Annotated in this window: 26 protein-coding genes; 11 read left to right on the top strand and 15 right to left on the bottom strand. The window is 56.4% G+C overall.

Features of this window, described 5'->3' with window-relative positions:
* Positions 1-2 precede the first annotated feature (2 nt).
* The 5 genes from AC1D06_RS30545 to AC1D06_RS30565 all read left to right on the top strand — a co-directional run bounded on the left by AC1D06_RS30545 (position 3) and on the right by AC1D06_RS30565 (position 3,740).
* Entirely contained in the window at positions 3-380 is a 378-nt protein-coding gene (locus AC1D06_RS30545; RefSeq protein WP_477989709.1) for a hypothetical protein, read from the top strand.
* Between the two features lie 23 nt (positions 381-403).
* A complete protein-coding gene (locus AC1D06_RS30550; protein WP_477989710.1) occupies positions 404-667 on the top strand; it encodes a hypothetical protein in 264 nt (87 codons plus the stop codon).
* A gap of 245 nt (positions 668-912) precedes the next feature.
* Complete coding sequence (istA, locus tag AC1D06_RS30555) at positions 913-2,409, top strand: IS21 family transposase (RefSeq protein WP_477989711.1); 1,497 nt, start codon at positions 913-915, stop codon at positions 2,407-2,409.
* Complete coding sequence (gene istB, locus AC1D06_RS30560; protein WP_477989712.1) at positions 2,406-3,164, top strand: IS21-like element helper ATPase IstB; 759 nt, start codon at positions 2,406-2,408, stop codon at positions 3,162-3,164. The genes istA and istB overlap by 4 nt, the downstream gene beginning before the upstream one ends.
* A 360-nt stretch (positions 3,165-3,524) precedes the next feature.
* The gene (locus AC1D06_RS30565; RefSeq protein ID WP_477989713.1) at positions 3,525-3,740 is read left to right on the top strand and encodes a hypothetical protein; all 216 of its coding nucleotides are present in this window, start codon (positions 3,525-3,527) and stop codon (positions 3,738-3,740) included.
* Between the two features lie 112 nt (positions 3,741-3,852).
* Here AC1D06_RS30565 and AC1D06_RS30570 read toward each other — a convergent pair whose 3' ends face one another.
* Positions 3,853-4,113 (bottom strand): DUF4242 domain-containing protein, encoded by a 261-nt coding sequence (locus AC1D06_RS30570; protein WP_477989714.1) that lies wholly within the window; start codon positions 4,111-4,113, stop codon positions 3,853-3,855.
* A gap of 38 nt (positions 4,114-4,151) precedes the next feature.
* Entirely contained in the window at positions 4,152-7,688 is a 3,537-nt protein-coding gene (locus AC1D06_RS30575; protein ID WP_477989715.1) for an adenylate/guanylate cyclase domain-containing protein, read from the bottom strand.
* A 241-nt stretch (positions 7,689-7,929) separates the two neighbouring features.
* Between AC1D06_RS30575 and AC1D06_RS30580 the strand changes: the two genes are divergently transcribed.
* A complete protein-coding gene (locus AC1D06_RS30580) occupies positions 7,930-8,223 on the top strand; it encodes a hypothetical protein (protein WP_477989716.1) in 294 nt (97 codons plus the stop codon).
* A gap of 60 nt (positions 8,224-8,283) precedes the next feature.
* Here the strand turns inward: AC1D06_RS30580 and AC1D06_RS30585 are convergent, their stop codons facing one another.
* The 7 genes from AC1D06_RS30585 to AC1D06_RS30615 all read right to left on the bottom strand — a co-directional run bounded on the left by AC1D06_RS30585 (position 8,284) and on the right by AC1D06_RS30615 (position 12,388).
* Positions 8,284-8,850 carry a recombinase family protein gene (locus tag AC1D06_RS30585; RefSeq protein WP_477989717.1) on the bottom strand — a complete coding sequence of 189 codons (567 nt, stop codon included), beginning with the start codon at positions 8,848-8,850 and terminating at the stop codon, positions 8,284-8,286.
* Between the two features lie 294 nt (positions 8,851-9,144).
* Positions 9,145-9,735, bottom strand: a complete 591-nt coding sequence (locus AC1D06_RS30590) for a hypothetical protein (RefSeq protein ID WP_477989718.1) — start codon at positions 9,733-9,735, stop codon at positions 9,145-9,147.
* A 376-nt stretch (positions 9,736-10,111) separates the two neighbouring features.
* Positions 10,112-10,300 (bottom strand): hypothetical protein, encoded by a 189-nt coding sequence (locus tag AC1D06_RS30595; RefSeq protein ID WP_477989719.1) that lies wholly within the window; start codon positions 10,298-10,300, stop codon positions 10,112-10,114.
* A gap of 87 nt (positions 10,301-10,387) precedes the next feature.
* Positions 10,388-10,561 (bottom strand): hypothetical protein, encoded by a 174-nt coding sequence (locus tag AC1D06_RS30600; RefSeq protein ID WP_477679482.1) that lies wholly within the window; start codon positions 10,559-10,561, stop codon positions 10,388-10,390.
* Between the two features lie 303 nt (positions 10,562-10,864).
* Positions 10,865-11,461, bottom strand: a complete 597-nt coding sequence (locus tag AC1D06_RS30605) for a general stress protein (RefSeq protein WP_477989720.1) — start codon at positions 11,459-11,461, stop codon at positions 10,865-10,867.
* 26 nt (positions 11,462-11,487) lie between these two features.
* Positions 11,488-11,793, bottom strand: coding sequence for a PepSY domain-containing protein (locus AC1D06_RS30610; RefSeq protein WP_477989721.1), 306 nt, complete (start codon positions 11,791-11,793; stop codon positions 11,488-11,490).
* Between the two features lie 403 nt (positions 11,794-12,196).
* A complete protein-coding gene (locus tag AC1D06_RS30615) occupies positions 12,197-12,388 on the bottom strand; it encodes a hypothetical protein (protein ID WP_477989722.1) in 192 nt (63 codons plus the stop codon).
* Positions 12,389-12,487: 99 nt separating this feature from the next.
* Between AC1D06_RS30615 and AC1D06_RS30620 the strand changes: the two genes are divergently transcribed.
* The 4 genes from AC1D06_RS30620 (at position 12,488) to AC1D06_RS30635 (ending at position 17,605) form a co-directional block, all read left to right on the top strand.
* On the top strand, positions 12,488-12,958 hold the full coding sequence (locus AC1D06_RS30620) for an Hsp20 family protein (protein WP_477989723.1): 471 nt from the start codon (positions 12,488-12,490) through the stop codon (positions 12,956-12,958).
* Between the two features lie 85 nt (positions 12,959-13,043).
* Positions 13,044-13,343 (top strand): DUF982 domain-containing protein, encoded by a 300-nt coding sequence (locus AC1D06_RS30625; protein WP_477989724.1) that lies wholly within the window; start codon positions 13,044-13,046, stop codon positions 13,341-13,343.
* A gap of 803 nt (positions 13,344-14,146) precedes the next feature.
* Complete coding sequence (locus AC1D06_RS30630) at positions 14,147-14,845, top strand: hypothetical protein (RefSeq protein ID WP_477989725.1); 699 nt, start codon at positions 14,147-14,149, stop codon at positions 14,843-14,845.
* Positions 14,846-14,854: 9 nt separating this feature from the next.
* Positions 14,855-17,605 (top strand): calcium-binding protein, encoded by a 2,751-nt coding sequence (locus AC1D06_RS30635; RefSeq protein WP_477989726.1) that lies wholly within the window; start codon positions 14,855-14,857, stop codon positions 17,603-17,605.
* 263 nt (positions 17,606-17,868) lie between these two features.
* Here the strand turns inward: AC1D06_RS30635 and AC1D06_RS30640 are convergent, their stop codons facing one another.
* The 5 genes from AC1D06_RS30640 to AC1D06_RS30660 all read right to left on the bottom strand — a co-directional run bounded on the left by AC1D06_RS30640 (position 17,869) and on the right by AC1D06_RS30660 (position 20,846).
* Complete coding sequence (locus tag AC1D06_RS30640) at positions 17,869-18,174, bottom strand: hypothetical protein (RefSeq protein WP_477879143.1); 306 nt, start codon at positions 18,172-18,174, stop codon at positions 17,869-17,871.
* On the bottom strand, positions 18,174-19,739 hold the full coding sequence (gene tnpC, locus AC1D06_RS30645; protein ID WP_477879142.1) for an IS66 family transposase: 1,566 nt from the start codon (positions 19,737-19,739) through the stop codon (positions 18,174-18,176). Before tnpC ends, AC1D06_RS30640 begins: the two co-directional genes overlap by 1 nt.
* Positions 19,740-19,811: 72 nt before the next feature.
* The gene (gene tnpB / locus AC1D06_RS30650; RefSeq protein WP_477879135.1) at positions 19,812-20,159 is read right to left on the bottom strand and encodes an IS66 family insertion sequence element accessory protein TnpB; all 348 of its coding nucleotides are present in this window, start codon (positions 20,157-20,159) and stop codon (positions 19,812-19,814) included.
* The gene (gene tnpA, locus AC1D06_RS30655; protein ID WP_477879134.1) at positions 20,156-20,542 is read right to left on the bottom strand and encodes an IS66-like element accessory protein TnpA; all 387 of its coding nucleotides are present in this window, start codon (positions 20,540-20,542) and stop codon (positions 20,156-20,158) included. The genes tnpB and tnpA overlap by 4 nt, the downstream gene beginning before the upstream one ends.
* 124 nt (positions 20,543-20,666) lie before the next feature.
* The gene (locus tag AC1D06_RS30660; protein ID WP_477989730.1) at positions 20,667-20,846 is read right to left on the bottom strand and encodes a zincin-like metallopeptidase domain-containing protein; all 180 of its coding nucleotides are present in this window, start codon (positions 20,844-20,846) and stop codon (positions 20,667-20,669) included.
* Between the two features lie 407 nt (positions 20,847-21,253).
* Between AC1D06_RS30660 and AC1D06_RS30665 the strand changes: the two genes are divergently transcribed.
* Positions 21,254-23,356, top strand: a complete 2,103-nt coding sequence (locus AC1D06_RS30665; RefSeq protein WP_477989731.1) for a putative bifunctional diguanylate cyclase/phosphodiesterase — start codon at positions 21,254-21,256, stop codon at positions 23,354-23,356.
* Here AC1D06_RS30665 and AC1D06_RS30670 read toward each other — a convergent pair.
* On the bottom strand, positions 23,268-23,651 hold the full coding sequence (locus AC1D06_RS30670; protein WP_477989732.1) for a ParB N-terminal domain-containing protein: 384 nt from the start codon (positions 23,649-23,651) through the stop codon (positions 23,268-23,270). The two genes, AC1D06_RS30665 and AC1D06_RS30670, sit on opposite strands and share 89 nt — an antisense overlap.
* Between the last annotated feature and the right edge of the window lie 13 nt (positions 23,652-23,664).

The raw sequence follows: 23,664 nt of genomic DNA on the forward strand, positions 1-23,664 counted from the left end.
GTATGCCTTTCCATGAGCAACTCCGGTTAGGATCGGATCTCAAACTTGCCATCCAAGCAACCAAGTTTCCGCCAAGAAGGAACATCGGCGCGTCGCCCAGGTTTCAGAGCGATAATCTGGAGAAAGCGATGTCGACCAACGATTTCCTGAGCGAGCCGACCACAGACCTCGATTTGCGACTGACGGCGATGACGGACGATGAAGTCTTTTCGGCAATGGCCATTTTGGAGAGGGCCAGCGAGAAGGCCGAGAATGAGGAGCGAGACGAGGTGCTTTCAAGGATCGCGCTTGTCGAAGGGGAAATCGAACGACGTTTCCCCGGAGAGGTGCTCGCACCTTACCGCGATTGGAAGAAGGCCCAGCCGATGCTTCCGGCATGATCAAATGACAAAGGAGACCAGATATGAGCAGCTCAGATACGACAACGGACCACAAGACGATCCAGAAATGGTCGGAAGCGCGTGATGGGCGCCCCTCCGTCATCCGCACAAAAGGCAAGGGCGGGGTACTTCGCATTGATTTCGGCGAAAAGGAGGAAGAGTTCGAGGAGATCGGGTGGGACGAGTTCTTCAAAATCTTTGACCAGAACAAGCTTGCCTTCCTCTATCAGGAGAAGACGAAAGACGGCGAGACAAGCCGGTTCAACAAGTTCGTGGAGCGGGACTGACCTAGCCGGATCATCGGTGAGCGCCTAGATTACCGCATAGCGAGCCGGCCTGATGCAAAATCCATCACTATTGATACTTGGTCCCTATCGATAGTGATGCCGTCGCTGACAAGTAGCTCCAAGTGAGATCGGCGGTGAGAAAGTCGGCCACGGTAGCGGCGGGATAGTCCTGCTGCGCCGGAATAAAACCCGGCCACCTATTTACCTTTCTGCGACGAATGCAGGAGGGCCTGGGGATCTACAGCGTGGAACTTTATCTGAAGGTGCGACTGGCTGTCTCGGAAGGGATGAGCCGGCGTCAGGCTGCAAAGCATTTCAACATATCGCGCGACAGCGTCGCAAAGATGGTGTCGTATTCGACACCCCCCGGTTATCAGCGTCGGTTGCCGATCCGGCGACCCAAACTGGATGCTTTCGTTTCAACGATCGAGCATTGGCTGGAGGAAGACCTGAAGGTGCCGCGCAAGCAGCGCCATACTGCCAAGCGTGTGTTCGACCGTCTCCGGGACGAGCGCGGCTTCACCGGCGGCTACACGATCGTCAAGGATTACATGCGCGAGCGAGATCAGCGTCGCCAGGAGGTGTTCGTGCCGCTATTGCATCCGCCCGGCCATGGGCAGGCGGACTTCGGTGAAGCCATGGTCGTCATCGGTGGCGTGGAGCGGAAAGCGCATTTCTTCGTGCTGGATCTGCCGCACAGCGACGGCTGTTATGTTCGGGCCTATCCAGCGGCGGTCTCTGAGGCCTGGGTCGATGGCCACATCCATGCGTTTGCGTTCTTCGGGGCCGTGCCGCAGTCGATCGTCTACGACAACGACCGCTGCCTTGTGGCAAAAATCCTGCCCGATGGCACACGCAAGCGGGCAACGCTGTTCAGCGGCTTGCTGTCCCACTACCTGATCCGGGATCGCTATGGCCGTCCGGGGAAAGGCAACGACAAGGGGAATGTCGAGGGTCTCGTTGGCTACGCCCGGCGCAACTTCATGGTGCCGATCCCGCAGTTTCCGACATGGGAAGCGTTCAATATCTGGCTTGAGGAGCAATGCCGCAAGCGTCAGCGCGACAAGCTGCGCGGCGAGAGCGAGACGATCGGAGAGCGACTGCAGCGTGATCTCGCTGCTATGCGTGCGTTGCCGGCATCTCCATTCGATGCCTGCGACCAGGCGAGTGCGAAAGTCACGGCCCAGTCGCTGGTTCGCTACAAGACCAACGACTATTCCGTCCCGGTCACCTACGGCCATCAGGACGTTTGGGTCCGGGGCTATGTCGACGAAGTGGTGATTGGGTGCCGTGGCGAGATCATCGCCCGCCATCCGCGGAACTGGGACCGGGAAGACGTCGTCTTCGATCCCCTGCATTACCTGCCGCTGATCGAGCAGAAGATCAATGCGCTGGATCAGGCAGCGCCTCTCCGGGGCTGGGACTTGCCTGAGGAATTCGTCACGCTGTGCCGTCTGATGGAGGGCCGCATGGCCAAGCATGGCCGGCGTGAGTATGTGCAGGTCCTGCGCCTGCTGGAAAGCTTTGAGCTTGCCGATCTTCACGCGGCGGTAAAGCAGGCTCTGCAGCTCGGAGCCATCGGCTTCGATGCCGTCAAGCATCTGATCCTGTGCCGGGTGGAACGCCGGCCGCCTCGACTGGACCTGTCCATCTACCCCTACCTGCCGAGGGCGACGGTCGAGACGACGTCGGCGAAGGCCTATATGCACCTCCTGTCATCGGCTGCGGGAGACGCGGCATGAGCACCGAAGTCCCGGAGATCTTGCTCTCCCATTATCTCAAAACCCTGAAGCTTCCGACCTTCCAGCGCGAGTACCAGAAACTGGCCCGGCTATGCGCCAGCGAAGGCGTCGATCATGTCGGATACCTCACACGGCTCTCCGAAAGGGAGATGATCGAGCGGGATCGCCGCAAGGTCGAGCGCCGCATCAAGGCGGCACGGTTCCCGGTCGTCAAAAGCCTCGACAGCTTCGACTTCGCCGCCATCCCGAAGCTCAACAAGATGCAGGTGCTGGAACTGGCCCGTTGCGAATGGATCGAGCGGCGCGAGAATGTCATTACGCTCGGTCCGAGTGGTACAGGAAAAACCCATGTGGCGCTTGGCCTCGGCTTAGCTGCATGCCAAAAGGGCCTGTCCGTCGGCTTCACCACCGCAGCCGCGCTGGTCAGTGAGATGATGGAGGCGCGCGACGAGAGGCGTCTGCTCCGGTTCCAGAAGCAGATGGCCGCCTACCAGCTTCTCATCATCGATGAGCTGGGCTTCGTGCCGCTCTCCAAGACCGGCGCGGAATTGCTGTTCGAGCTGATCTCGCAACGCTACGAACGGGGTGCCACCCTGATTACCAGCAATCTTCCATTTGACGAATGGACGGAAACCTTGGGATCGGAGCGTCTGACCGGCGCGCTGCTCGATCGTATCACCCACCACGTCAACATCCTTGAGATGAACGGCGACAGCTATCGTCTCGCCCAAAGCCGCGCCAGAAAGGCCCGCTGAAACCCCTCAAAAAATCGCCGCGCACGCATGAGACCCCCGCTCGGGCTACGCCCTCCCGGAGATCTCATGCGTGCGCCACAAGTGGCCTGGTTTTACTCCGCCCCCTGGCCGGATTTTACTCCGCCGTTGACAACGAGGTGGGTCATATCGTGACGGCGTTGACCCCACGCTCTCGCACCAAATTAACTGCCTCAAGCTTGTACTCGCGGCTGAATTTCCTTCGTTGCATTCATGTGCTCCAGTTTCATCGCAAACACCTTAACTCGGTGCCCACTAAACCGGCAGCAGGCAACGCGCGGCCAAACCTTGTGTAGGTTTTCTGTTCCGTTGCTACTCGCCCCCCGATATGTGAAGTCGAGCGTGGCGCTCCAACGCGTGGATATCCAGCGGCGTCTACCGCGTTGGGTGGAAGCTTGGTCCGATCGGGTCACGGGGCAGCTTCTGCAAATCGATGAAAACGATCTCTGGATTGCCGCTCAAGGCGTCGAGCGCAACCTCGTCGTGGTGACATCAGACCCTGACTTCGCCCGTGTCATTGCACCAGCCGTGCCGGAGCTGCGCGTGCAACTCGTGTAGTGGTCGCATTGATCGGATCGACTTACCGACTCGCGTGGGCAGCCCGTCGATTCCCCCTTATCGCGAGGAAGCTTGCACCAAACAAGGGCTGCGCGTTTGCGTCGCCCGCTTACTAATCGAACATGGCCGGCCCAATATCGCCGCCAACTTCTATGACGACATCTGCAGGGAGCCCATTGCGGCGCGCCGCCTCGCGGATGGCCTCGGGATTTGCCGCCTCATAGAGGCAATAGGTCTTCTTCTTGTCCGCACTCAGGAAAGAGAATATCCAAGAGACCTCCTCCTCGGCATTGATACGTTTGACGCTTTCGACGCCGTCCTTCGTCAAGTCCAGTTGATCGGCGAAATTCCGTTCGATTATATATCTTGGCATGCCAGATCTCCTTTTTACAAACCCATTTTGGGTGAGCATCACTGAATATTGGGACGCAGCCGGCGCTTCAAGCGATCCAGACCGAGTGCCTGAGCGGTGTCCCACGCCTCTGCCCACAAGCGTTCGGAGCGTTCGAGTGCACCCTTAGTGCCGCGGTTTCGGAGGAGAAGCGCGTAGTCTGCCTTTGTATGTGCAAGCCAGAGGCTGGCGCCCATCGCAGCGTTCATCTTAAGAGCGTGCTCAAAATGCTCGTCCGCTCTGCTAAAATCCCCCAGGGTAGAGGCGAGCATGCCGAGATAGCGGCTCGCCGCACCGTAGCAGACGGTGAAGCTTCCCGTCGTTATCGACATATGTTTGTAAATCGACATGAGATCGTAAAGTTGTTGCGCAACGTCGACCTCTTCCAGCATATGAGCGACCTCGACAACATAGGACAGTGACGTACTTCGCTTGGCGTCGAAAGACAATTCAAACCCGCTATCGGCAAGGCTTCTTAGCCGCCGTCTGGCTACGTCGGAATATCCCAGCTCTACTGCCACCAACGCAAATCCCGGTAGCCAAACAGTCTCATCCGCGTGTTCGTCGAGGAAGCGTTTCATCACAGGCGCGACTTCCGCAAGCCGGTCTTGCTCGCGGCGGATCGTGAACATCTGGATACCGTAGACACCCTCAACCTGGTCGCCATGCGTCTGTCGGCCCATGGCCAGCCCTTCTCCGGCAAGCGCTTCCGCGGCCGGCAGATTGCCATCGAGAATTGCCAGCATCGCAGCGCCATGGCGTGCTACCCATTGATCGTGAAGGCGTTCACGAACTTCGCCGAATTTTTTCAGTATCGCTACCGACTGATCAATTCGTTCGCGTCGCCCGAGCTCCGCACAGATGTAAATATTCATTGTTTGGGCCCGCATTTTCGCATGGTCATCTCCATCGGTCTCGGCTAGATCGATGAGATCGTCGAGCTCAGTGAGCCAAAGAGCGGCGTCTTCTGCCGATGCCAATTGCCGGGGCACCAAGAACCGATTATTGAGAAGTTCAAGCATGGAGGCGCGGTCGTTGAGCTTTCTGGCAAGATCCATCGCGGCATCGTGAAACATCTTACCAGCGTGTTGTTCGTCAAGGAGCATGTGAATGCGGGCGAGCTGCGTCATGAGTAGGCAGCGTCTGACGTCTTCATTGGTACCGAGCATGGACATCGCTTCCACCAGCAGCAGAACTGAGGCCTGCGGATGCAAGCCTGCCAGCCATTGGGAGGAAGTGAGGCCTAACGTCGCCCGGACGAAAGCATCAGTGTCACCATCCTCCCTTGACTGATCCACTGCGAAAGAAAAGTGGGCGATTGCCGCAACCAACCTGCCGGCATGATTTAGTGCCTGGGCAAAATTTATCCGCACCGTCAGCAGTTGGCGGCGGTTGTCACGATCGCTCGGCAGTTGCTCGACGATCGCAAGCGCGTTGGAAAAGTGGTCGATCGCCTCGAAATTGGCTGAACGCTTCAGCGCCCTTTCACCGGCCTTTTTCCAATAGGAAAGCGCGAGGTCGGAGCGCCGGGCTTCCGAATAGTGCCAGGCGACCAACTCCGGCTGTGTGATGGTCAATGCAGGCTGCGCCCTGACGATCGCCTCGGCGATCGTTTCATGATACCGCCGTCTCGTCCGGTCAAGCAGTGACTGGTAGGCGGTATCCTGGATCAAAGCATGCCGAAAGCTGAAGGTATTGTTGGATGCGCCGCCAAGAACGATAAGCTGCGCAGCCAGCAAATGGCTGAGTGTTTCATCGAGCTCTCGTTCGCCCAAGGCAGCGACCTCGGCGACAAGGCTACGGTCAAATTCCCTCCCAATCACTGCGGCGATCTGGGCGACCGCCTTGCAAGACGCTGGCAGTTGATCGAGACGGGCCATCAGCAAACCTTGCAGGCTGTCGGGGATGTCGACATTCTCCATCACGTTATTGCCAGAGTCGCGAATGGATCGCGTTAGCTCTTCCACGAACAAAGGCACGCCATCCGTCCGCTCTGCAATTCTGTCAAGCAGCCGATCAGATACGGGCCACAACATCGATTCAACCAAGGCGCGCATCTGCGGCTTTGTCAACCGACCCATCGTCACTGTGGTAATATTCGACTGACCTGTCGACCACCGGGCTACCCATTCCGGGCGATGGCTGACCACCACATAAACGCGGGCGGAATGGATGCGGGATGCGACCTCCCTGAGCAACTCATTCGTGGAGGGATCGATCCAGTGGGCGTCCTCCACGACCAGCAGGACAGGTGCTCGCCGCGAAGCCATCAGCGGACGGTTCACTAGCGCGTTGACCGTGATTTCCTTGCGCTGTTGTGCCGAGAGCGGCGCCACTGGAACAACCGTCTCATGCAACGCGACAGACAAAAGCTCGGCGTAAATCGGCCTGAGCGGGGCGGCGTCTTCGCCGTAGAGCGATATCATCTGGTCCAGCTTCATCGCGCGTGTCCCCGCGTCATCACCCGGGGCGAAGCCGGCGAGGCGATTGAGACGCTGAATGACCGGATAAAGCGACGATGTCGAATGATAGGGTGAGCATTGAAGACGAATAAGCTCGCTCTCCTCCCGCGCGACGTGGTCAATGAGTGTTTCGAGCAATCTTGATTTGCCAATACCGGCTTCCCCGGTCAGAACCGCGATCTGACCTTGCCCGTTTTTGACAAACTCCCAGCCTTCCAGAAGAATGCCGAGCTCGCTCTTACGCCCAACGAACGGCGAGAGCCCGCCGTCATGTGCCGACCCAAAACGGCTTTCCACTTCCTTTGCCCCGATTGCCTGGAAGACTTGAATATCATGCTCGAAACCCTTGAAGCTCTGCGGTCCTAGTTTCTTGAACTCGAAGGCACTCTGCGCCAAACGGTGTGTGGCTTCTCCAACCAGGATTTGTGCGGACAGCGCTGCTGCCTGCAAGCGCGCGGCGAGGTTCGGCGTTTCGCCGGAGACCTGACCCCGGTCCAGCACGCCGCCGCCGGCCAGATCGCCTACGACCACGCGCCCGGTGGAAATCCCGATCCGCGATTGAATTGGTTCGCCAGCCGGGTCCCGCAGTTGCGCAACGGCCGCGTTGGCCGCAAAGCCGGCATGGATCGCTCGCTCTGCATGATCTTCCAAAGCCACAGGCCATCCGAAATAGGCAAGCACGCCATCGCCTAGAAATTTCGCGACATAGCCTTCGAACGACACGACGGCATTCGCAACGGCATTTTGATAGGTTGTGATAAGATCATGCATCTCCTCTGCCGTGAAACGGCTGGACAGCTTGGTCGAGCCGACCATGTCGCAAAAGAGAACGCTGAGAAGACGAATATCCGGGCTGGAATCATGCTTTTCTGCAGACACGACAGCCGCCTGCCTCGCCGGCTCGACCACCGGCTGCGTGACCAGTTCCGCGAGCGCGGCAAGCATAATCTTGCGATGGCCGAGGGAAACGCCCAACTCCTGCAGGTCTGCCGCTCCCAGATGCGGCAAGACTCTCCAGTCGATATCGTTTGCAGCGAAAATTTCGGCATACTTGCCAAGGTCGAGATCGTTCAACCAGTCTTGGACAGTCCGCATAATACGGCTCCTGTACCTCACCATTACTCTATGGGCGGGGCCTCAAGGAGTCAATCAAAGCTCGCTAAGGACCTGTGGCAATTTGTCGTCTAATAGTCTTTGTCAAAGAGTGGCTATTGCTGCTTTATGTTTGGTGGGGATGATCTGAACCCTTCAAACTGGACCAGATTTGGTTAGAGTTTTCCGGTGCATTTTCCCGGCTGGGAAAGGAACGGAAGACAATGAATACCATTTCGACGGATTGCGGCTGGATGCGACGCAGGCATTATTCGATGCCGGCAATGAGCATATCATATTCCTCATCGCCCGCGAGGCTCGCGCCGCGAGCGGTGGGAGAAAGATCTACATTGTTGGCGAGAACGAGCCGCAGGATACAAATCTAGTCCGTTCACAGGCGCAGTCCGGCTTTGGACTCGATGCGGTCTGGAACGATGATTTCCATCATTCCGCCATGGTCGCTCTGACCGGCCGGAACGAAGCCTACTACCGCGACCATCGCGGCACGGCGCAAGAATTCGTCTCTGCCAGCAAATAGGCCCAGTCGGCCCGAAGCTGCGATTTCGGCCAACTCAAAGAATAGATAGCGAACTCGTGATCACATAGAGTCTGACGGCACGCCGTGACCTTCCAAGGCGCGGTAGACTGTCATCCTGGAAATGTTCAGGTCACGGGCAACGGCGGCTTTGGTCGCACCAGCAGTGATCCGCCTGCGGATTTCCGTGTCATCGACATTCTTCTTCCTGCCCGTATAGATGCCGTCAGCTTTTGCCGCGTCGATGCCCGCTCGTTGCCTGTCTTTGATGAACTTGAGTTCCATGTCGGCGACCATACCGAGGATGGTGATGACCATTCGACCCATGCTTCCGGCTGTCGTGACTTCGGGCTCAAGAATGCGGAGTGACGCGCCCTTTTCGTCAAGCTCATGAACGAGATTGAGAACGTCGCGGGTGGATCGCCCGAGCCGGTCAAGCCGTAGAACCACCAGTTCGTCGCCCGTATACAAAAACTGCATGATGGTCTCCAGCTCGGATCGGCCCTTCCGGGAAGCTCCCGATCCGGTCTCGGACCGAATGATTTCGCAACCAGCAGCCTTCAGACGCTCGTTCTGAATATCGAGGTCCTGATCTGTGGTGCTGACGCGAGCGTATCCGATGCGAGCCATAGCGATTCTGTAACATTAGGGTGGGCTTCGATTGGTAACGTCACTTTGATCGAAAATCCACCCTTTTGTTACACTCCGCCCACGTCACATTTGAATGCCACTCTAGGGCTTACCCAAAAGTGACTTTACCCAAAGCGCGGTCGCAAAAGTCACCCACTTCAGGAGGACTTTTACGACCGACATTTGCGACACGAGTTTCAGCGCGATTTCAGTTCGCGATATTTGCAATGAAAAGTCAGGATTTCCGCGACAATGAAGAATGGACGGGCAGAACCGGATTACAAATCGCCTCTGTTATCGACGCGCCGTGACACCCCAACCTGACCCCTGCATGCGGATCAAGGTCATATCGCGATCCGCCCAGAAGCCCAGGAATCCGGCGAAAGGAGCGAAGGTCCACAGCAGGCGGTCGGAATGACCTGGCTTTTCATCATTCTCATCCATGACGCACTCGCGCGAGGCCCAAACCGCATTGCCGAGTATGACAAAGATGATCGGGATATCAATCGCATCCGGTGTCGGCCGCCATTCCCGCATGCCGCATTGATCATCAGGCCAATCGCCCGTAACCCACAGTTGCGAGCTGGTTTCCGGCTTATATCCGCATCCCCAAACACCTTGATTTTCCCAAATAATTGGCACGACACCGCTTGGCTCAAACCCATATTCCTGCGGCGGGATCAGCCTGTCTTGCAGGTTGAAGATTTTAGCAGGCGGGGTTTCGAGCCATAATCGACCGAGACGGCGATTGATGGTCTGAATGGCTCGTGGCACTCCGAAAGAGAGATCGATCGGGGGCCCTTCGAGATTTCTTTCCCAGCCAAACCAGTTCGAGACGAACATACATGCTTCGTCGACATTGGATATTTGCGGATTGTCGCTCATTCTCTGCCCATCAGATGCCCGCAAGGCGTCGCGAAAATCCCTACAAAAATTGGACTTCTGCGCCCGAGTTTTGCAACACGCATTTTTGCGCCACTGCTCAAGCAGCGATTTTGCCGAAATCTATCCGGCTGTCCATATCGAGATCGAACCGGCCATAGGGATTAACGAGAGCGTAGATCAGCGGCGAGAGGCCGCGATTAACGTACTCTCCCTCTTCATGGGAGATGAGATTGACGCCTCTATGGACGCGAATAGAGCGCAGAAAACGTCGCAGTTACTACATACACTCAAGGACCGGATTTCGCAGCTCGTGCTGGTCTCGCATAAGTTCCCGCAGGTAGACTATCACATTGTCGTCGGCGGGGATGCTTTGCCTTCAGCGAGAGCCGGAACCCCTCGCTTTGCGTTGTTCGAGAACGAGGTTTAGTTCGTCCAAAGTGACACGCAACATAATGAAGGGCGGTTGACCATGGGCGTCGGACACGGCCTCCATCTCAGATGCTTCGGCGGCCGCCGCCTCGGCTTCCTCGATCACGTTTTCGACTGCTTCGTCGACATCGCTCAAGCGAGATACCTCCCCTTATGGTGATTATTGCGTAGATGACCGCCGGACCGCGGATCGGACCGGGCGATCAAATATTCGATTGCACGCTCAATAATCGGCAGGCACCGGCCTGGGCACATCGGCATCTGTCGGCATTCCATCTTTGGAGTCGGCGTCGCCGTTGCCAAAGCGGGGATCTTCTTCCGGAAGAAGATCATCGCGTTCGGGAACGATATCGGAAGGAAGGATGCCAGGAATAATTGCTGGGTTTGGGTTGGGCATGATGATCTCCATTGTTGTCATGCCCAACAAACGAAAGCCCGAATGGTTCAGCGGGCTTGCACGCTTTTGCCCACTCTCGTGTGTATGCGATCGAAAGGGTTTCAGATACCCCCGTTCAGGATGGGGGACGAGGCCGTGACCCCATCCCCGATGTTCTTCACCCGAGGTAGGGTTTCGCAGTTGTCAAGACGGTATTGCTCGTTCGCTGGGTTGCTCATATGAGGTCTCTTTTCTCATCCACTTGCCAAAGCGAGAGTTACAAAAACCCGGCCGCTGGCCGGGTTTCTTCGCGGAATCCAAAGATTACAAGCGGGTATAACGATTCCGCTCTTCCGCGACCTGGGTCGGAGAATAGGGGTCCATGGAAGGATCGAAGCCGGTCCAACCCTGCTGCTCATAGGCGTTCCGGCGGTTTACTGGGTCGACCCAATTGGAATTCTTGAGGATGTTGTTGGCCTCGGCAACGCGAGCTTCGTCCACCCGGGCTGTCACCAGCGAGCCGCCGCGGCGGACACCTTCAGCATAAACGTGGGCGTCGCGCTCGGAAACCCCGGATTCGGTCAGAGCACCGATGATGCCACCGGTGGCACCACCGACGGCAGCACCGGCTACAGCACCGACCGCCGTTGCGGCCAGCCAGCCAGCTGCGACAACCGGGCCTACGCCCGGGATAGCCATGAGGCCAAGGCCGGTCAGCAGGCCGCCAGTGCCACCGACGAGCGCACCAACTCCAGCACCCGTTCCTGCGCCCTCGGCCGCGTTCGTCTCCTTGACGTGACGACCGTCCGAATTGTTGGAAACGATGCTGATGTCGTCATCCGGGATGCCGGCGTTCTCGAGAGCAGCAACTGCGCGCTGAGCGTCATCGTAATTGTCGAAAAGACCTGTTACCGTCTGCATGGATTTTCCTCCGATTATCATGGGGCTCATTGGCTGACCACATTGCCTTGGTAGTCCAGGGCAACCGACATCGACTTGCCGTCCTTCGTAGCGGTACCGCGCCAGACGCCCTTGTCGTCGAGTTTCAGCCCGGAAACGGCGGTGTAACCAGCCTTTTCAAGCCGGTCTTTGGCCTGGGATTCGGTGAAGCTATTTTTGCCTTCGACCGGCGCGTTCGCATTTTTGGTGTCGGATGTGGCGATGGCCGGGGTTTTCGTAGTGGTCGTTGTTTGCGCAAGCGCCGGTGCGGCGACGGTTGCTACGAGCGTCGCAACCAGAAGAATGGATTTCATGAATCGTCCTCTCAAAGGGGGAATTCCCGTGGCCAAACTTGCTCACAACGGTCCTTGTTCCCTGAGAAGTAGTTCGGGCAGCGGAACGTACGATAGCGTACGCTACCGATCCGAAGCCAACCTGCCGGCGAAGGAATGTCCAGCAAACGCTACGTGCTCGGTCTCGCGACCTTATCGATCTGCCATACTGATCAGGGCGGACGAGAGCCTGGCTTAAGATAAGGGCATCCAGTGCGAATCCTTCGTCATCGTGGGGTTTGGGCATTCCACCGCCGACTTCGGTGGCATGGTCGGTCGTTGCTGGCGGCGCGCAACGACTAGCGGCCTGGTCTATGTCGGCGGAGTAGGGACCGGCTTCACCTCGTCAGTGTCGCCGCCGCCACCCGCACCGAAATAGAAGTGGTTAGCGCCGCCCTGACCCCAAAAGCTTGTCGTTGCCATCAAGGCCCTCAATGTCGTCTGCGCCACCGCCGCCGGTGAGGACATTGTCGCCACCATTTCCGTTGAAAGCTTCAGCGTCATCCAGTCCCGTGCCGTTGATATTCCCCCGGATGCCGACCTCCAAAAAAATCTTGAACGAGGTCTTGAACGACAAAATCCACGCAACCAAATCGTTTGCCGTCGGCGCCGTGAGGGCCGACGGCACAAGGCTCGATGGCCTTAATACCCATGTTGCTTCAAGGAGGATATGGCTATGGCAACATCTTACGACTTCAGYCCACTGTTCCGGTCCAGCGTTGGTTTCGACCGGGTTTTCAACCTTCTGGAAAACGCCCAGCGGGTCAGTTCCATCAGTGACTGGCCGCCCTATGATATCGTCAAGACCGGCGACGACACGTATCGCATCAGCATTGCGGTGGCCGGGTTCAGTGAACAGGACCTCAACCTAACCTTCCAGTCCAACCTGCTGATCGTCAGCGGCAACAAGGCGGGTGATCAGACCGATGGCTACCTGCACCGGGGCATTGCCGGACGGCCGTTCGAGCACAAGTTCGAACTTGCCGACCACGTCCGGGTGACCGGCGCCAACCTGGTCAACGGACTGCTTTCCGTCGATCTTGTTCGTGAGATTCCCGAAGAGATGAAGCCGCGCAAGATTACCATCCAGACGACCACGCTGGCCGCGTCGAATTCGCCGCAGATCGAGGGCCAGAAGGCCGCCTAACGCGTTTCGCGCCGGCATGGCGCCGCTTGCACCGGGCTGGCACGCCCGGTGCTGATCAGATGATCGGGACGAAAGGAGAGGAGCAATGGCACCCGATGTGTTTGAAACGCCTGTCCGTGTTCTGGTAGGCCTGGGCAAGCTTAAAGTGATCCGGACGGTTCTAGACGCCTACATGTTCTTGAATGACGCGCCCCACTATCTGCGCAATCCAGCGCAAATCATGGCTCTCAAGGTTTGCAAGGCTGCCCTGTTGGGTGAAGTAGAAACCGAAACAGCCCGGAGCGCCTTCGAGGCTTTCGCTCGCAAACATGATCTGCTTGCACCCGGGGTGGATAGGTTGATCGCTGCGGCAGCGCGTCGGCGCAACGACCCACACGTTCGTTGAGAGCGACGGGCCGTAGCCGGTTGATGAACCGCATTAATTTCCGCCGGACGGGTGTCAAGAGGAGACACCCGTCGAATAATGTTAGAGAACCCTCCGAACAGATCGCCTGACGCACCCGCTCATTAGAAAAGCCGGCGAGCACAGCGATGGCGTAGCGGGTTGGTGATGTTGCTCCTTCTGACTCAATACCTTGAGGTTTTCTGTTCGATTGTCCGGACCGTTTCCAACAGGGAGCGGCAGAAATGATCGAGCTTCGAGCCCACCATGATTTTTGGAAGGAAGCAAATGCGGTCGCTTGGAGCGCGGATGCCTGGTGCCGACCTCGCCGGATTTCTTCAAAGATTTTCTTGCAGACCGCACGCTGAAGGTAAGGGTTTCCGGGGCGAGACGCGGCTCATAGCGATAGGCGTGTCAGGATTGCACCAATCAACGATTCTCTGACAATAGTTTTCCTAACATATTTTCCTTACACAAATCGGCCGGCTAAAGAGAGCGGGGAGGGGGTGATTTCGACGTAGGTTTTCCGGTCGTTTTCTGTACACGAATGGCTTCGGGCTAATATGCTATTTGGATAGCAATGGTCACCGGGTGCCCTTTGAGGCGTCGCATTGCACACACCGGCGGCCATCCGGCATACTTCTTTGGTATCAACGATTAGAGAATTAGCCAGTGCCAACGATAGGAATGCTTTTTGTTCTGCGCTCACATCGTTGGGGAAAAGCTTTAAATTCCGCATCCCCCTGAAAAGCCAGGGGTGAATTCTCAGGCCGTTTGTGATCGGTTACACGCATATGGAGGGAATCATGCGTTTGTTATCGTTAGTTTTGGCTTCTCTTTATTTAGTTGCATTCTTTTCCTCGAACGGATTCGCAATGGAAAAAGCCCGACGTGACTATGGTCGAGATGACTATGAGATGCGCCAAATAGTTGCCATTTTCCCCGACATAACCTTCACCCCCTGTACAGTTGCTAATGATCAGAGCTTTCAGACCTGCGTCAAAGACAAGCTTTTTTTGGGGTATCTCGGCTGGTCTTTTTGGGCTGCCTTCCGGGACCGAGATGTTGACGAGTTGTTGTCGTCGAGGCCAAATCTAGCGGCCTTGAAACACTTTAATGTCGCGAAGGAAGGCGCAATATCCACTGTCCGACCACTACCCTGGCCCCTAACCTCAGACAAAGAGCTAGAAGAGTTTCTTCAATGGTTTCCTAGGTTTGCCGCGATGCGCTCATGCCTTCTATATGGGTGCGGCACAAATGTCGAGTTTGGAACGCGAACTCACATGCAAGCAGTGGATTTCTGGGAAAAGAGCCTGCTCTTCATCTGGTGCGTTAAGCGTCAGAAAACCCATCTTCCGCCGTCGGGCTTGTCCGAGCCGGTGGGCGTTTCCCGCATCTACCGCCTGGCGCAAGCCGGCAAACTCGGCCAGTGTCCTGCAACAAATTTTCCTAAAGGATTAGTCGAGGTCATTGCGCGAATTCAACCAAATCCGGGTAGCTTCTAGGAGAGTTAAATGTCCATTGCTTTAAAAATTGGGAGCGTAACCTTCCAGTTCGATGATACTTTTACCTACACGAGCCAAATTTCTGACTTGCTGGTTGCATTAGCTGGCTCGTCGCAGGGTACACAGCTATTTGGTACAACGAAGACGATTAAAGTGGGACTTGCATCGGATCACCAGGCCGAATCTGAAGGTCATTCAGGATGGAAGCCGAACACAGGTTACATTTACCTTAGTCCGGACGATTGGACTTCCTATCAGTACATTAATGAACTTGGAGGAAAGTCTTCGGTTTCTATGAATCGTACTTTCACCCACGAACTTATCCACGCTACTACTACTCCGGAAACATTGGATGTGGTCTATAATGGAATAGACATCGGGACGTATCAAGATAATGGCGATTATGAGGGCTTCAAAAACGCCATGACCGCCCTACTCGCTAATCCCAATAGCGACTTTACCGGGGCGACCGAAGCGCGGACAAACTCATTGATGTGGGAGTTGTTTCATGAGCATGAACGGACCCATTATTACAGCTTATTTCATCCCGGTGAGGGCACCAGCGCTACCGCTTCGGAGCTAAGAAGCCTGACCAACTATACGTTGGGGCAAGAAATTGATTCCACGGTGCAGTCTGCCTCTCAAGAGGCATGGAATCTCGTTATTGATCGCAGAGGATCAATGATTGGAACCGGCAACACCCAACACGATTCAAGGGACCTCATTCTCGGCTACGACGGCATTCAGACGATCTATGCTGGCGGCGGAAATGACTTCGTCTATGCGGGAGACGGTAACGATCTGGCTGCGGGCGGCGCGGGGGTGGATTACATCCAGGGAAATGAAGGGGATGATATTCTTACAGGTGGCGACCTTCCCTCCGGTTTCACATCGACTACGAACCTATCAAAGAGCTATTTTCAAACGTATCATAGCGAGTTCAATGACGGCTCGAAGGATGTGATCAGCGGCGGGCTCGGACATGATACGATCCTAATTGAAAGCGACGCGCAAACGGCGGGCTTTTTCAACGGCGTGGTACCTCCGAGCGATTTGCAGTCAGTCCTCGGGCTGCTCGATTACGTGGATGGGTCCGATACCGACTATGTGGCTCATGTCCAATTTTACTCTGGCTCGTCTCCTACATACTTCGCATTTACCCAAGACACCGTGAAAACGGCTATGGCCGGTGGCAACCCTGTAATTGGGCAATCTGAATGGTTCGACCAGGGCGCCTGGCAGCCATCTGCAGACATTGTCGCATTCCGCGTCGACAGCGTTGACGGAGTTGGTCCAGTAATGCTTCTGGGAAGCTGGGGAGCATCATGGGGACAGGAGTTTTATGCAGGGGTCACTCTGAACCGGAATCTCATTGACTCGGCCGGTCAGTGGACGATTGTGGGAACGGATCCTCAAAGCTCTCCGCAAGTTCAGGGTGTCGGCCTCGCAGCGGCAGTATCAGGAAATGACACGCTTTACGGCGGGAACACTCAAGATGGCATCTATGCCTACGGCGGCGACGACCTTATCAAGCTTGGGGACTATGCCGGCGGCAATGATATCGTGGACGGAGGCAGTGGAACCGACACCGCAGATTACAGCGCCTTATCCAGCACTTTCAATCTTACGATTAACATCAGCGCAGCTACCGGTACGGTCACCGGTCTTGGAACCACTAACGACGATACCCTGAAGGGGATCGAGAATATTATTACAAGTGGTGGCGCGGATAATATCGTCGGATCCTCCACTTCAAACAGAATTGATGCCCATGGCTCGAATGACGTCATTTCGGGCGGGGCCGGCGACGATATAATTTATGGTGGGGCAGGCGCCGACAATCTGGACGGCGGTGTTGGCAATGACATCCTTAGCGGTGACACAGGCTCTGATACCTTGGTGGGTGGTGTCGATAACGACACCTATTATGTCGACGTAGCGACGGATGTGATCACTGAAAGCAGTGGCACTGGCACCGGTGTAGACCTGGTCTATTCTACGTCGGCCACCTATACCCTCAGCGCCAATGTTGAGAATATCGTCTTGCTCGTCGGCGGCGGTGACGCCTCCGGAAATGCCCTCAACAACATTTTAACTGGCAATGGTGGGAATAACCGCCTCGACGGGCTAGCCGGTGCGGATGCGATGACCGGCGGCCTCGGAAACGATGTTTATTACGTTGATAATGCCGGTGACCAGACAATCGAGCTAGCGGGAGGGGGCAACGACCGGGTCGTCAGCACAATGTCGTGGACGTTGGCCACCGGCAACCAAATCGAAGAGCTTGACCTTGATGGCGGTGCTGTCAACACGAATGGAATAGGCAATGAGGTCAATAATCTCATTATCGGCAGCAACGGCGACAACACTCTTTCCGGCCTCGATGGTAATGACACCCTAAACGGCGGACTTGGTCGCGACATTCTGAAGGGTGGTAATGGTAATGATATACTGGATGGCGGCAACAATCAGGACATGCTGACCGGTGGGGCTGGTTCAGATACCTTCAAGTTCACGATCTCCAGCGGCAATGACGAAATTACCGACTTCACTGCCGGCACTGGAGGCGATATGATTGACTTATCCTCAGTTGCTGAAATTACAGGATTCAATAACCTCAAGAACAGCCACGTGGTGGATAACGGAAACTCTCTTACCATTTTTTGGAATGACGCAAGCGGGTTCACATCCAACTTTTTCACACTCGACGGGGTATCCGACGTCAGCCAGCTTACTGCGGCAAATTTCTTGTTTGCTTGACGTTAGCTACAATCTACTTCCTCAAATGCGGGTCAGAGGTTCGTTATGTTTGCGAACTAATGGACTAACCCCTTGGGACAAGAAAAGAAGCAGGACGTCTCCGATACCCCTTGTTTTTAAGCCGCTGAAAGACCAGCATGTCCATGGACATGGCAGGTGCAGCAATGCCATGTGGTGCAGCTCCTATGAGCCACGGCCCCACCCGATCCGCGCTGCTTAGTGAGCGTCCGGTGAATGCATTTTTTGCGTCTACGCGGTGCGGTTTAGGACTTGCGGCTTAGCTCATCTGCCATGACGCGCTCGATCATCTCGGGATCGCATTGTTCATCGACGAGGAACTGTCGGATTCCACCATCCCACGTCCTTATGTCGGCGAGGAGCTCTTGAAGGTCGTCAATTCCATTTTCGGTCAGGCCTTTTGTGCCATCTTCACTGCCATCGCGGACATATACCAATTCGCCCTCGGCGATATTGTCCGAGTTGGCGGTGACTTCCTCGAGTAGTTCAAGGTTCTCGCCGATCATGCCGGCGACTTCTTTAAGCGTATAGATGAACCTCGAGCGTGCCATCACGCAGCCTCGTATCGGTTTTTCGCCAGCACCCACTGCCACGGCAGCAATTCCTGAAGCCGATCCTTGGGATGGCTCTGGATCCGGGTCAGGATGTCTGTGAGATAGCCCTCCGGATTGTGGCCATGGAGTTTGGCAGTCTCGATGATGGTCAGGATGTTGGCGATGCGCTCACCGCCCTTGTCTGACCCGGCGAAGAGCCAATTTTTTCTTCCGATTCCAAGCGGACGCATGGCTCGTTCAGCTATGTTGTTATCGATTTCGACACGGCCATCGTCGATGTAAACGCTCAACGCTGCCCATCGCGAGAGGGCATATCGCATCGCTTCAGCCAGCTTCTGCTTCTGCGGCAGCGTCGAAAGCGTCGTTTCAATCCAGGCCTTGAGGTCCGTCAGAATGGGTCTGGCGTGTTGCTGGCGCAGTGTACGCCGCTGGTCAGCCGACATGCCGCGGATACGATCCTCGATATCGTAGAGCGCACCGATGCGAGACAGCGCCTCCTCGGCGATCGGTGATGGCTTCAGCTTGATCACATCATGGAACTTGCGGCGCACGTGCGCCATGCAGGCGGCCTCAACGATCTGGTTGCCGTAAAGCTTCTTATAGCCACCGTAGCCATCGGCATGCATCACGCCGCTGAAGTCAGCGAGGTGGTCGGCCGGATGCGCACCCTTGCGGTCGGGGCTATAATAGTAAGCTGTGGCCCTGGGGGTTGGATCTTGATAGCCACTGCCATCGAAGACATAGACCCAGACCCGCCCGGTTTTCGTTTTTCCGCGTCCAGGGTCGAGAACATCGACCGGGGTATCGTCAGTATGTATTCGGTCGACCGCGGCGATATGGGCTCTGATCAGCAAGATGAGAGGAGCCAGCAGAACTGATACGCGGCCGACCCAGTCGGCCATGACAGAGCGGGAGATGTCTACTCCCAGGCGGTCGTACATCTCGGATAGACGGTAGAGCGGAATGTGATCGTCGAATTTGGCGACCATGATATGGGCCAGCAACCCCGGTCCAGGCTTGCCGCGCTCAATCGGCAGAGTCGGCATTTCGCCTGCCACCGTCGTATCGCAGCCCCTGCAGATCATGCGCTTTTCGACGTGGCGGACAATCTTGACGGACGCCGGCACGTGCTCCATCACCTGGACCACCCTGTCGGCGGCCTTCAGGAACGATGTGCCACCACACGTCGGACAATTGCAGGGTGCCGCATAGACCAGCTCCTCGGTTGGAAGACCATCGGGCAACGGTTTGCGCTTCGGCTTGTCCGGCGCGTCGTCCAACTCCGGCAAAGGAGCTTTCCCGGAGCGAAGCTCGGCCTCGGCACGGGAGGCTTCGATCTCCTCCAGCATCAGTTCGAATTGCTCGATCTTCCGGTCGATCTTTTCCGAGGAAGCGCCATGCTGCCGATGGCGGAGCAACTCCAACTGCGCGCGCAGAAGCCCGATAATGGAGTCGCGTTTGCTGACTTCGGCTTCTTGGCTCTCGAGTTTCGCCGCCTGTTCCGCGACGAGCGCGCGCAAAACAGATAGCTCGTCCTGACTGTCCAGCGGCGTTGTTTCCATACCCGCATACATAGCCGATTTGTGCCGGAAGTGCCAGCATTATGCCCCGGATGTCCTTGCAAAATATAGCTTTTAACCCATTCGTCCGGGAGCCGAAGTCCACGCAGGTCGGCGCCAGTCGATCCCCTCAACAAGCATCGACAACTGAGCTTGCGTCAGATGCGCAACCCCATCTTTCGCCGCCGGCCAAGGAAAGTATCCGCGTTCCAAAATCTTGTAAAATAGGCAAAACCCTTGGCCATCCCACCATAAAAGTTTGATCCGATCAGCGCGTTTTCCGCGGAAGCCGAAGATTGCGCCGGACCCCGGCTCCTCCTTGATAGCCGTCTCGACAAGCGCCGACAGTCCATCAATGCCACGCCGCATGTCGGTCACTCCGCAGGCCAGATAAACCCGCACATTTCCCGAAGGCCCGATCATGTTGCCTCCACACAAGCGACAAGCGACGATAGCACTTCGAGATCCATGTCCGCTGCAATTCTCAGTAAGCGGCCATTCCTCAGGACGATTTCAACGTCTTTGCATCTCGACCGAGCACCGCTCCTCTTGGAACCGTCACTCACGCTCTCCGACCCGCCGATAAGCGACACCGGGATGAACGATGCGGTCTGTGGAGGTTTCAATTCGGGTGGCGAGAACTTCTTTCGCCAGCCGTAGATTTGTTGCGGAAGAACGTCGTGCCGGCGCGCTACATCCGAAACGCTGCCATCCGCGCTGAACGCTTCTTGCAAGATCGAAAGCTTCAGTTCCGTGGACCATCGACGTTGTCGCTCGCCACCCGTCAGGATCTCAACCTTGGCCATTCATACCCCGTTACGTCACAAATGAATCATCTGTGCCGTAACTTGCGCCATTTCCCCGCCGGACCAAAATCCGCTCACCGGACGCTCACGCTGCTTAAGCAATATCGGATCGTTGCGGTTTATCTTATGAAACGCCGAGTGATTGACCATGCATGAACGCCACAGCCTTGCTGGCTGCACTGGCGGCCGTAAACACCGCCCGTTTGTCATTCTTGAGGACCTGCAGCCAGTTGGCAAGATAACTATCAACAGGTGAATCTTTGCTGGGATGATGTTTGTTGCTCGGTTTCCAAACCCGGGCCAGAGCGGACGATCATGCCCGAATCCGCTTGACGCGTGAGATAGAACAACGGCAAGGCCATGGCCGTCACCGTGGCTGCCAACGCCACCGAGGGATTAAGCGCCAGCGCCACCTGTAATCCCGCCGTCCGGTGAGCGGACAGCTCGCGGATGATGGTCGCGGGGAGGGTACCCAGCTCCTTGGCCTTCTTAGGTTCGCTTGGCCCGGTCTCGGTGACACGGTCATCGGGGATGCATCAAGCCGCGCTCCACGGCCAATTCGCCGTCATGTCCGATGCGTACAATAGCCCCTGCGTTCGCCATGTGTCATCGCCGCATCCATTGCGCTCCACGCTTAATCGGATCTTAAGCAGAACTGTCCTAAGTTATTGACACAAAACGGTAACATGCAGCGTAAGGTAACAATTGGCGATGGTGGCGGTTCTCGGTTGCATAGCCTGGAAACACAATATTTGGCTCGTGCTGGTGGCAGCGCTTGTCTGTGCATTCGGCTCATGGACGATTATTCGTCTCTTCGAGAAAGCCACAAACACAGCGGGATTGCAGCGGAATGGTTGGCACTTTCTCACCGCTGTTGCCGCCGGCGCTTCGATCTGGTGCACACACTTTATCGCCATGTTGGCCTACGAGCCTGGAGTTCCCGTCAGCTTTGATCCGGTCGTGACGATCTCCTCGCTGTTTCTCGCCGTTGCAGGCGCAGGAGTGGGATTTATCATCGCGTCCGACGGTAGGGCACGGTTCTCCTCAGTCTTAGGGGGTAGCATCGTGGGCCTGGCAATTGCCGCGATGCACTACACAGGTATGGCTGCATACCGAGTGCAAGGACTTGTTACCTGGAACAAGCCGTTCCTATTGGCGTCGATTGCGCTTTCCGTCAGCCTCTCCGGTATGGCCTTGTATTTCGCCACCAGAAGAGTCTCCTGGGCTGACAAATTCGCCGCACCAGGTATTCTGTTATTGGCAATCGTCTGCCTCCATTTTACGGGGATGACTGCGTTTCAGGTCACCCCAGTTCTGACTGAGGGTTGGTACACCGACCCTGCCGAATTGCAAACGCTGGCACTTGCAGTTGCCGGTGTCGCAATGGTGATCGTCGGCGCTGGCCTCGCCAGCTATATCATCGACGACAGCGCCCGCGCGGAATCCTTGGACCAGTTGCGCTATATGGCCTTGAATGACAGCTTGACCGGGCTACCTAATCGGACGAGCTTTGACGATCGGCTCAATCATGAACTCGAGCATGCGGGCGGAGCAGGCCACAAGGTCGCACTGATCATCATGGATCTCAACCGTTTCAAAGAGATCAATGACGTTCGCGGCCATGCAGTTGGCGACAAAGTACTAAAAGTCCTGGCCAGTCGCATGAGCGATCGTCTCCAGGATGGCGAGTTCGTTGCGCGCTTGGGAGGCGATGAATTTGCAGCCGTTTATCGAATGCAAGATCAGGTCAAATTCCAAGATTTTTTGGCGCGGCTGGAAGCCTCAATGTTTGAGCCGATCAACCATGAGAACTCCGAAATCGTCGCGGGAGCTAGCCTAGGTGTCGCCATGTACCCCGACAACGCCAATGACAAGGAAACACTGATCAACAACGCGGATCTGGCCATGTATCGCGCTAAGTCTGATCTGACGCAGATAGTTTGCTTCTATGACCAGTCTATGGATGAGAGCGTCCGGGCACGCCGCAACCTTGCCAACGACCTCCGCGACGCTCTGGAAAACAACCAGCTTGCCGTACACTACCAGGTGCAGACATCCGTATCGACGGGTCAGATTCGCGGGTACGAAGCGCTTCTTCGATGGAGGCATCCCATTCGTGGCCAGATTTCGCCGGGCGAATTCATTCCTTTGGCTGAGGAAACGGGGCTGATCCTCAAACTAGGCGAATGGGTGCTCAGACAGGCATGTTCAACAGCAGCGTCTTGGGAGCAACCCTACAAGATAGCGGTCAACCTTTCTCCGGTACAATTCTCTTCCGCCGATTTGCCGAAGATCATACTCGAAGTGCTTGTCTCGACAGGCCTGTCTCCCGACCGTCTCGAACTCGAGCTGACGGAATCGACCATATTCGCTGACCGGGAACGGTCACTTGCAACGTTGCGTCAAATCAAAGCATTGGGAGTCAATATTGCTCTCGATGATTTCGGGACCGGCTATTCGTCACTTGAAACTCTACGCATGTTCCCGTTCGACAAGATCAAACTCGACCGTTCGTTCATGAGCGAAATCGAGTCAAGCCCACAGGCGAAGGCAATCATCCGTGCGGTGCTGGCACTGGGAAGAAGCCTCGAAATCCCGGTCCTTGCTGAAGGTATCGAGACAGACGGCCAGCTGTCGCTTCTCGGAACGGAAGGTTGTGACGAGGCCCAAGGCTATCTGCTTGGACGTCCTGTCTCCATCGAACAGCTGGTTTCCAGCGGCCAGATTAGCATGGCCGGAGTCCCGGCGCAGGATTCGCTCCACGCAAACCTGCCCAGAAATCGAGTTTCCAAGGCCGTCTCTGCGCTTCGATAAGAATTCTTAGAGTTGCGACGATAGAAAATGATGGATTATTCGCGTTTCTTCGAGGAGGATGACGTCGCAAGCGGCCGGCCTTTTGCGGCATTGGAAAAAGCGACACAAGATGGTCGCTATGAATCTGAAGGCTGGAGCGTTCGAGCGATTTCAGCGGCCGCAAGCGTCTACCCCCGGCCACCACCTCGAAACGCCCCGTATCGGTCTCCCGGACGTTCAGGTTCTGCCTGAGGCCAATGGCCGCGATGCTGGCGGCAAGCTCGGCAAGTCCCTCGTCGGCCCCGGTCTTGCGCACGTTGGCCTTGGAA

The sequence above is a fragment of the Rhizobium sp. P2_G2 genome (genome assembly GCF_056403555.1).

What these genes read in the sequence shown, in the direction of transcription:
- AC1D06_RS30545 (WP_477989709.1), top strand. Translation starts at nt 3, where the DNA reads ATGCCTTTCCATGAGCAACTCCGGTTAGGATCGGATCTCAAACTTGCC.
- AC1D06_RS30550 (WP_477989710.1), top strand. Translation starts at nt 404, where the DNA reads ATGAGCAGCTCAGATACGACAACGGACCACAAGACGATCCAGAAATGG.
- istB (WP_477989712.1), top strand. Translation starts at nt 2,406, where the DNA reads ATGAGCACCGAAGTCCCGGAGATCTTGCTCTCCCATTATCTCAAAACC.
- AC1D06_RS30570 (WP_477989714.1), bottom strand. Translation starts at nt 4,113, where the DNA reads ATGCCAAGATATATAATCGAACGGAATTTCGCCGATCAACTGGACTTG.
- AC1D06_RS30575 (WP_477989715.1), bottom strand. Translation starts at nt 7,688, where the DNA reads ATGCGGACTGTCCAAGACTGGTTGAACGATCTCGACCTTGGCAAGTAT.
- AC1D06_RS30585 (WP_477989717.1), bottom strand. Translation starts at nt 8,850, where the DNA reads ATGGCTCGCATCGGATACGCTCGCGTCAGCACCACAGATCAGGACCTC.
- AC1D06_RS30590 (WP_477989718.1), bottom strand. Translation starts at nt 9,735, where the DNA reads ATGAGCGACAATCCGCAAATATCCAATGTCGACGAAGCATGTATGTTC.
- AC1D06_RS30600 (WP_477679482.1), bottom strand. Translation starts at nt 10,561, where the DNA reads ATGCCCAACCCAAACCCAGCAATTATTCCTGGCATCCTTCCTTCCGAT.
- AC1D06_RS30605 (WP_477989720.1), bottom strand. Translation starts at nt 11,461, where the DNA reads ATGCAGACGGTAACAGGTCTTTTCGACAATTACGATGACGCTCAGCGC.
- AC1D06_RS30610 (WP_477989721.1), bottom strand. Translation starts at nt 11,793, where the DNA reads ATGAAATCCATTCTTCTGGTTGCGACGCTCGTAGCAACCGTCGCCGCA.
- AC1D06_RS30625 (WP_477989724.1), top strand. Translation starts at nt 13,044, where the DNA reads ATGGCACCCGATGTGTTTGAAACGCCTGTCCGTGTTCTGGTAGGCCTG.
- AC1D06_RS30630 (WP_477989725.1), top strand. Translation starts at nt 14,147, where the DNA reads ATGCGTTTGTTATCGTTAGTTTTGGCTTCTCTTTATTTAGTTGCATTC.
- AC1D06_RS30635 (WP_477989726.1), top strand. Translation starts at nt 14,855, where the DNA reads ATGTCCATTGCTTTAAAAATTGGGAGCGTAACCTTCCAGTTCGATGAT.
- AC1D06_RS30640 (WP_477879143.1), bottom strand. Translation starts at nt 18,174, where the DNA reads ATGGCACGCTCGAGGTTCATCTATACGCTTAAAGAAGTCGCCGGCATG.
- tnpC (WP_477879142.1), bottom strand. Translation starts at nt 19,739, where the DNA reads ATGGAAACAACGCCGCTGGACAGTCAGGACGAGCTATCTGTTTTGCGC.
- tnpB (WP_477879135.1), bottom strand. Translation starts at nt 20,159, where the DNA reads ATGATCGGGCCTTCGGGAAATGTGCGGGTTTATCTGGCCTGCGGAGTG.
- tnpA (WP_477879134.1), bottom strand. Translation starts at nt 20,542, where the DNA reads ATGGCCAAGGTTGAGATCCTGACGGGTGGCGAGCGACAACGTCGATGG.
- AC1D06_RS30665 (WP_477989731.1), top strand. Translation starts at nt 21,254, where the DNA reads ATGGTGGCGGTTCTCGGTTGCATAGCCTGGAAACACAATATTTGGCTC.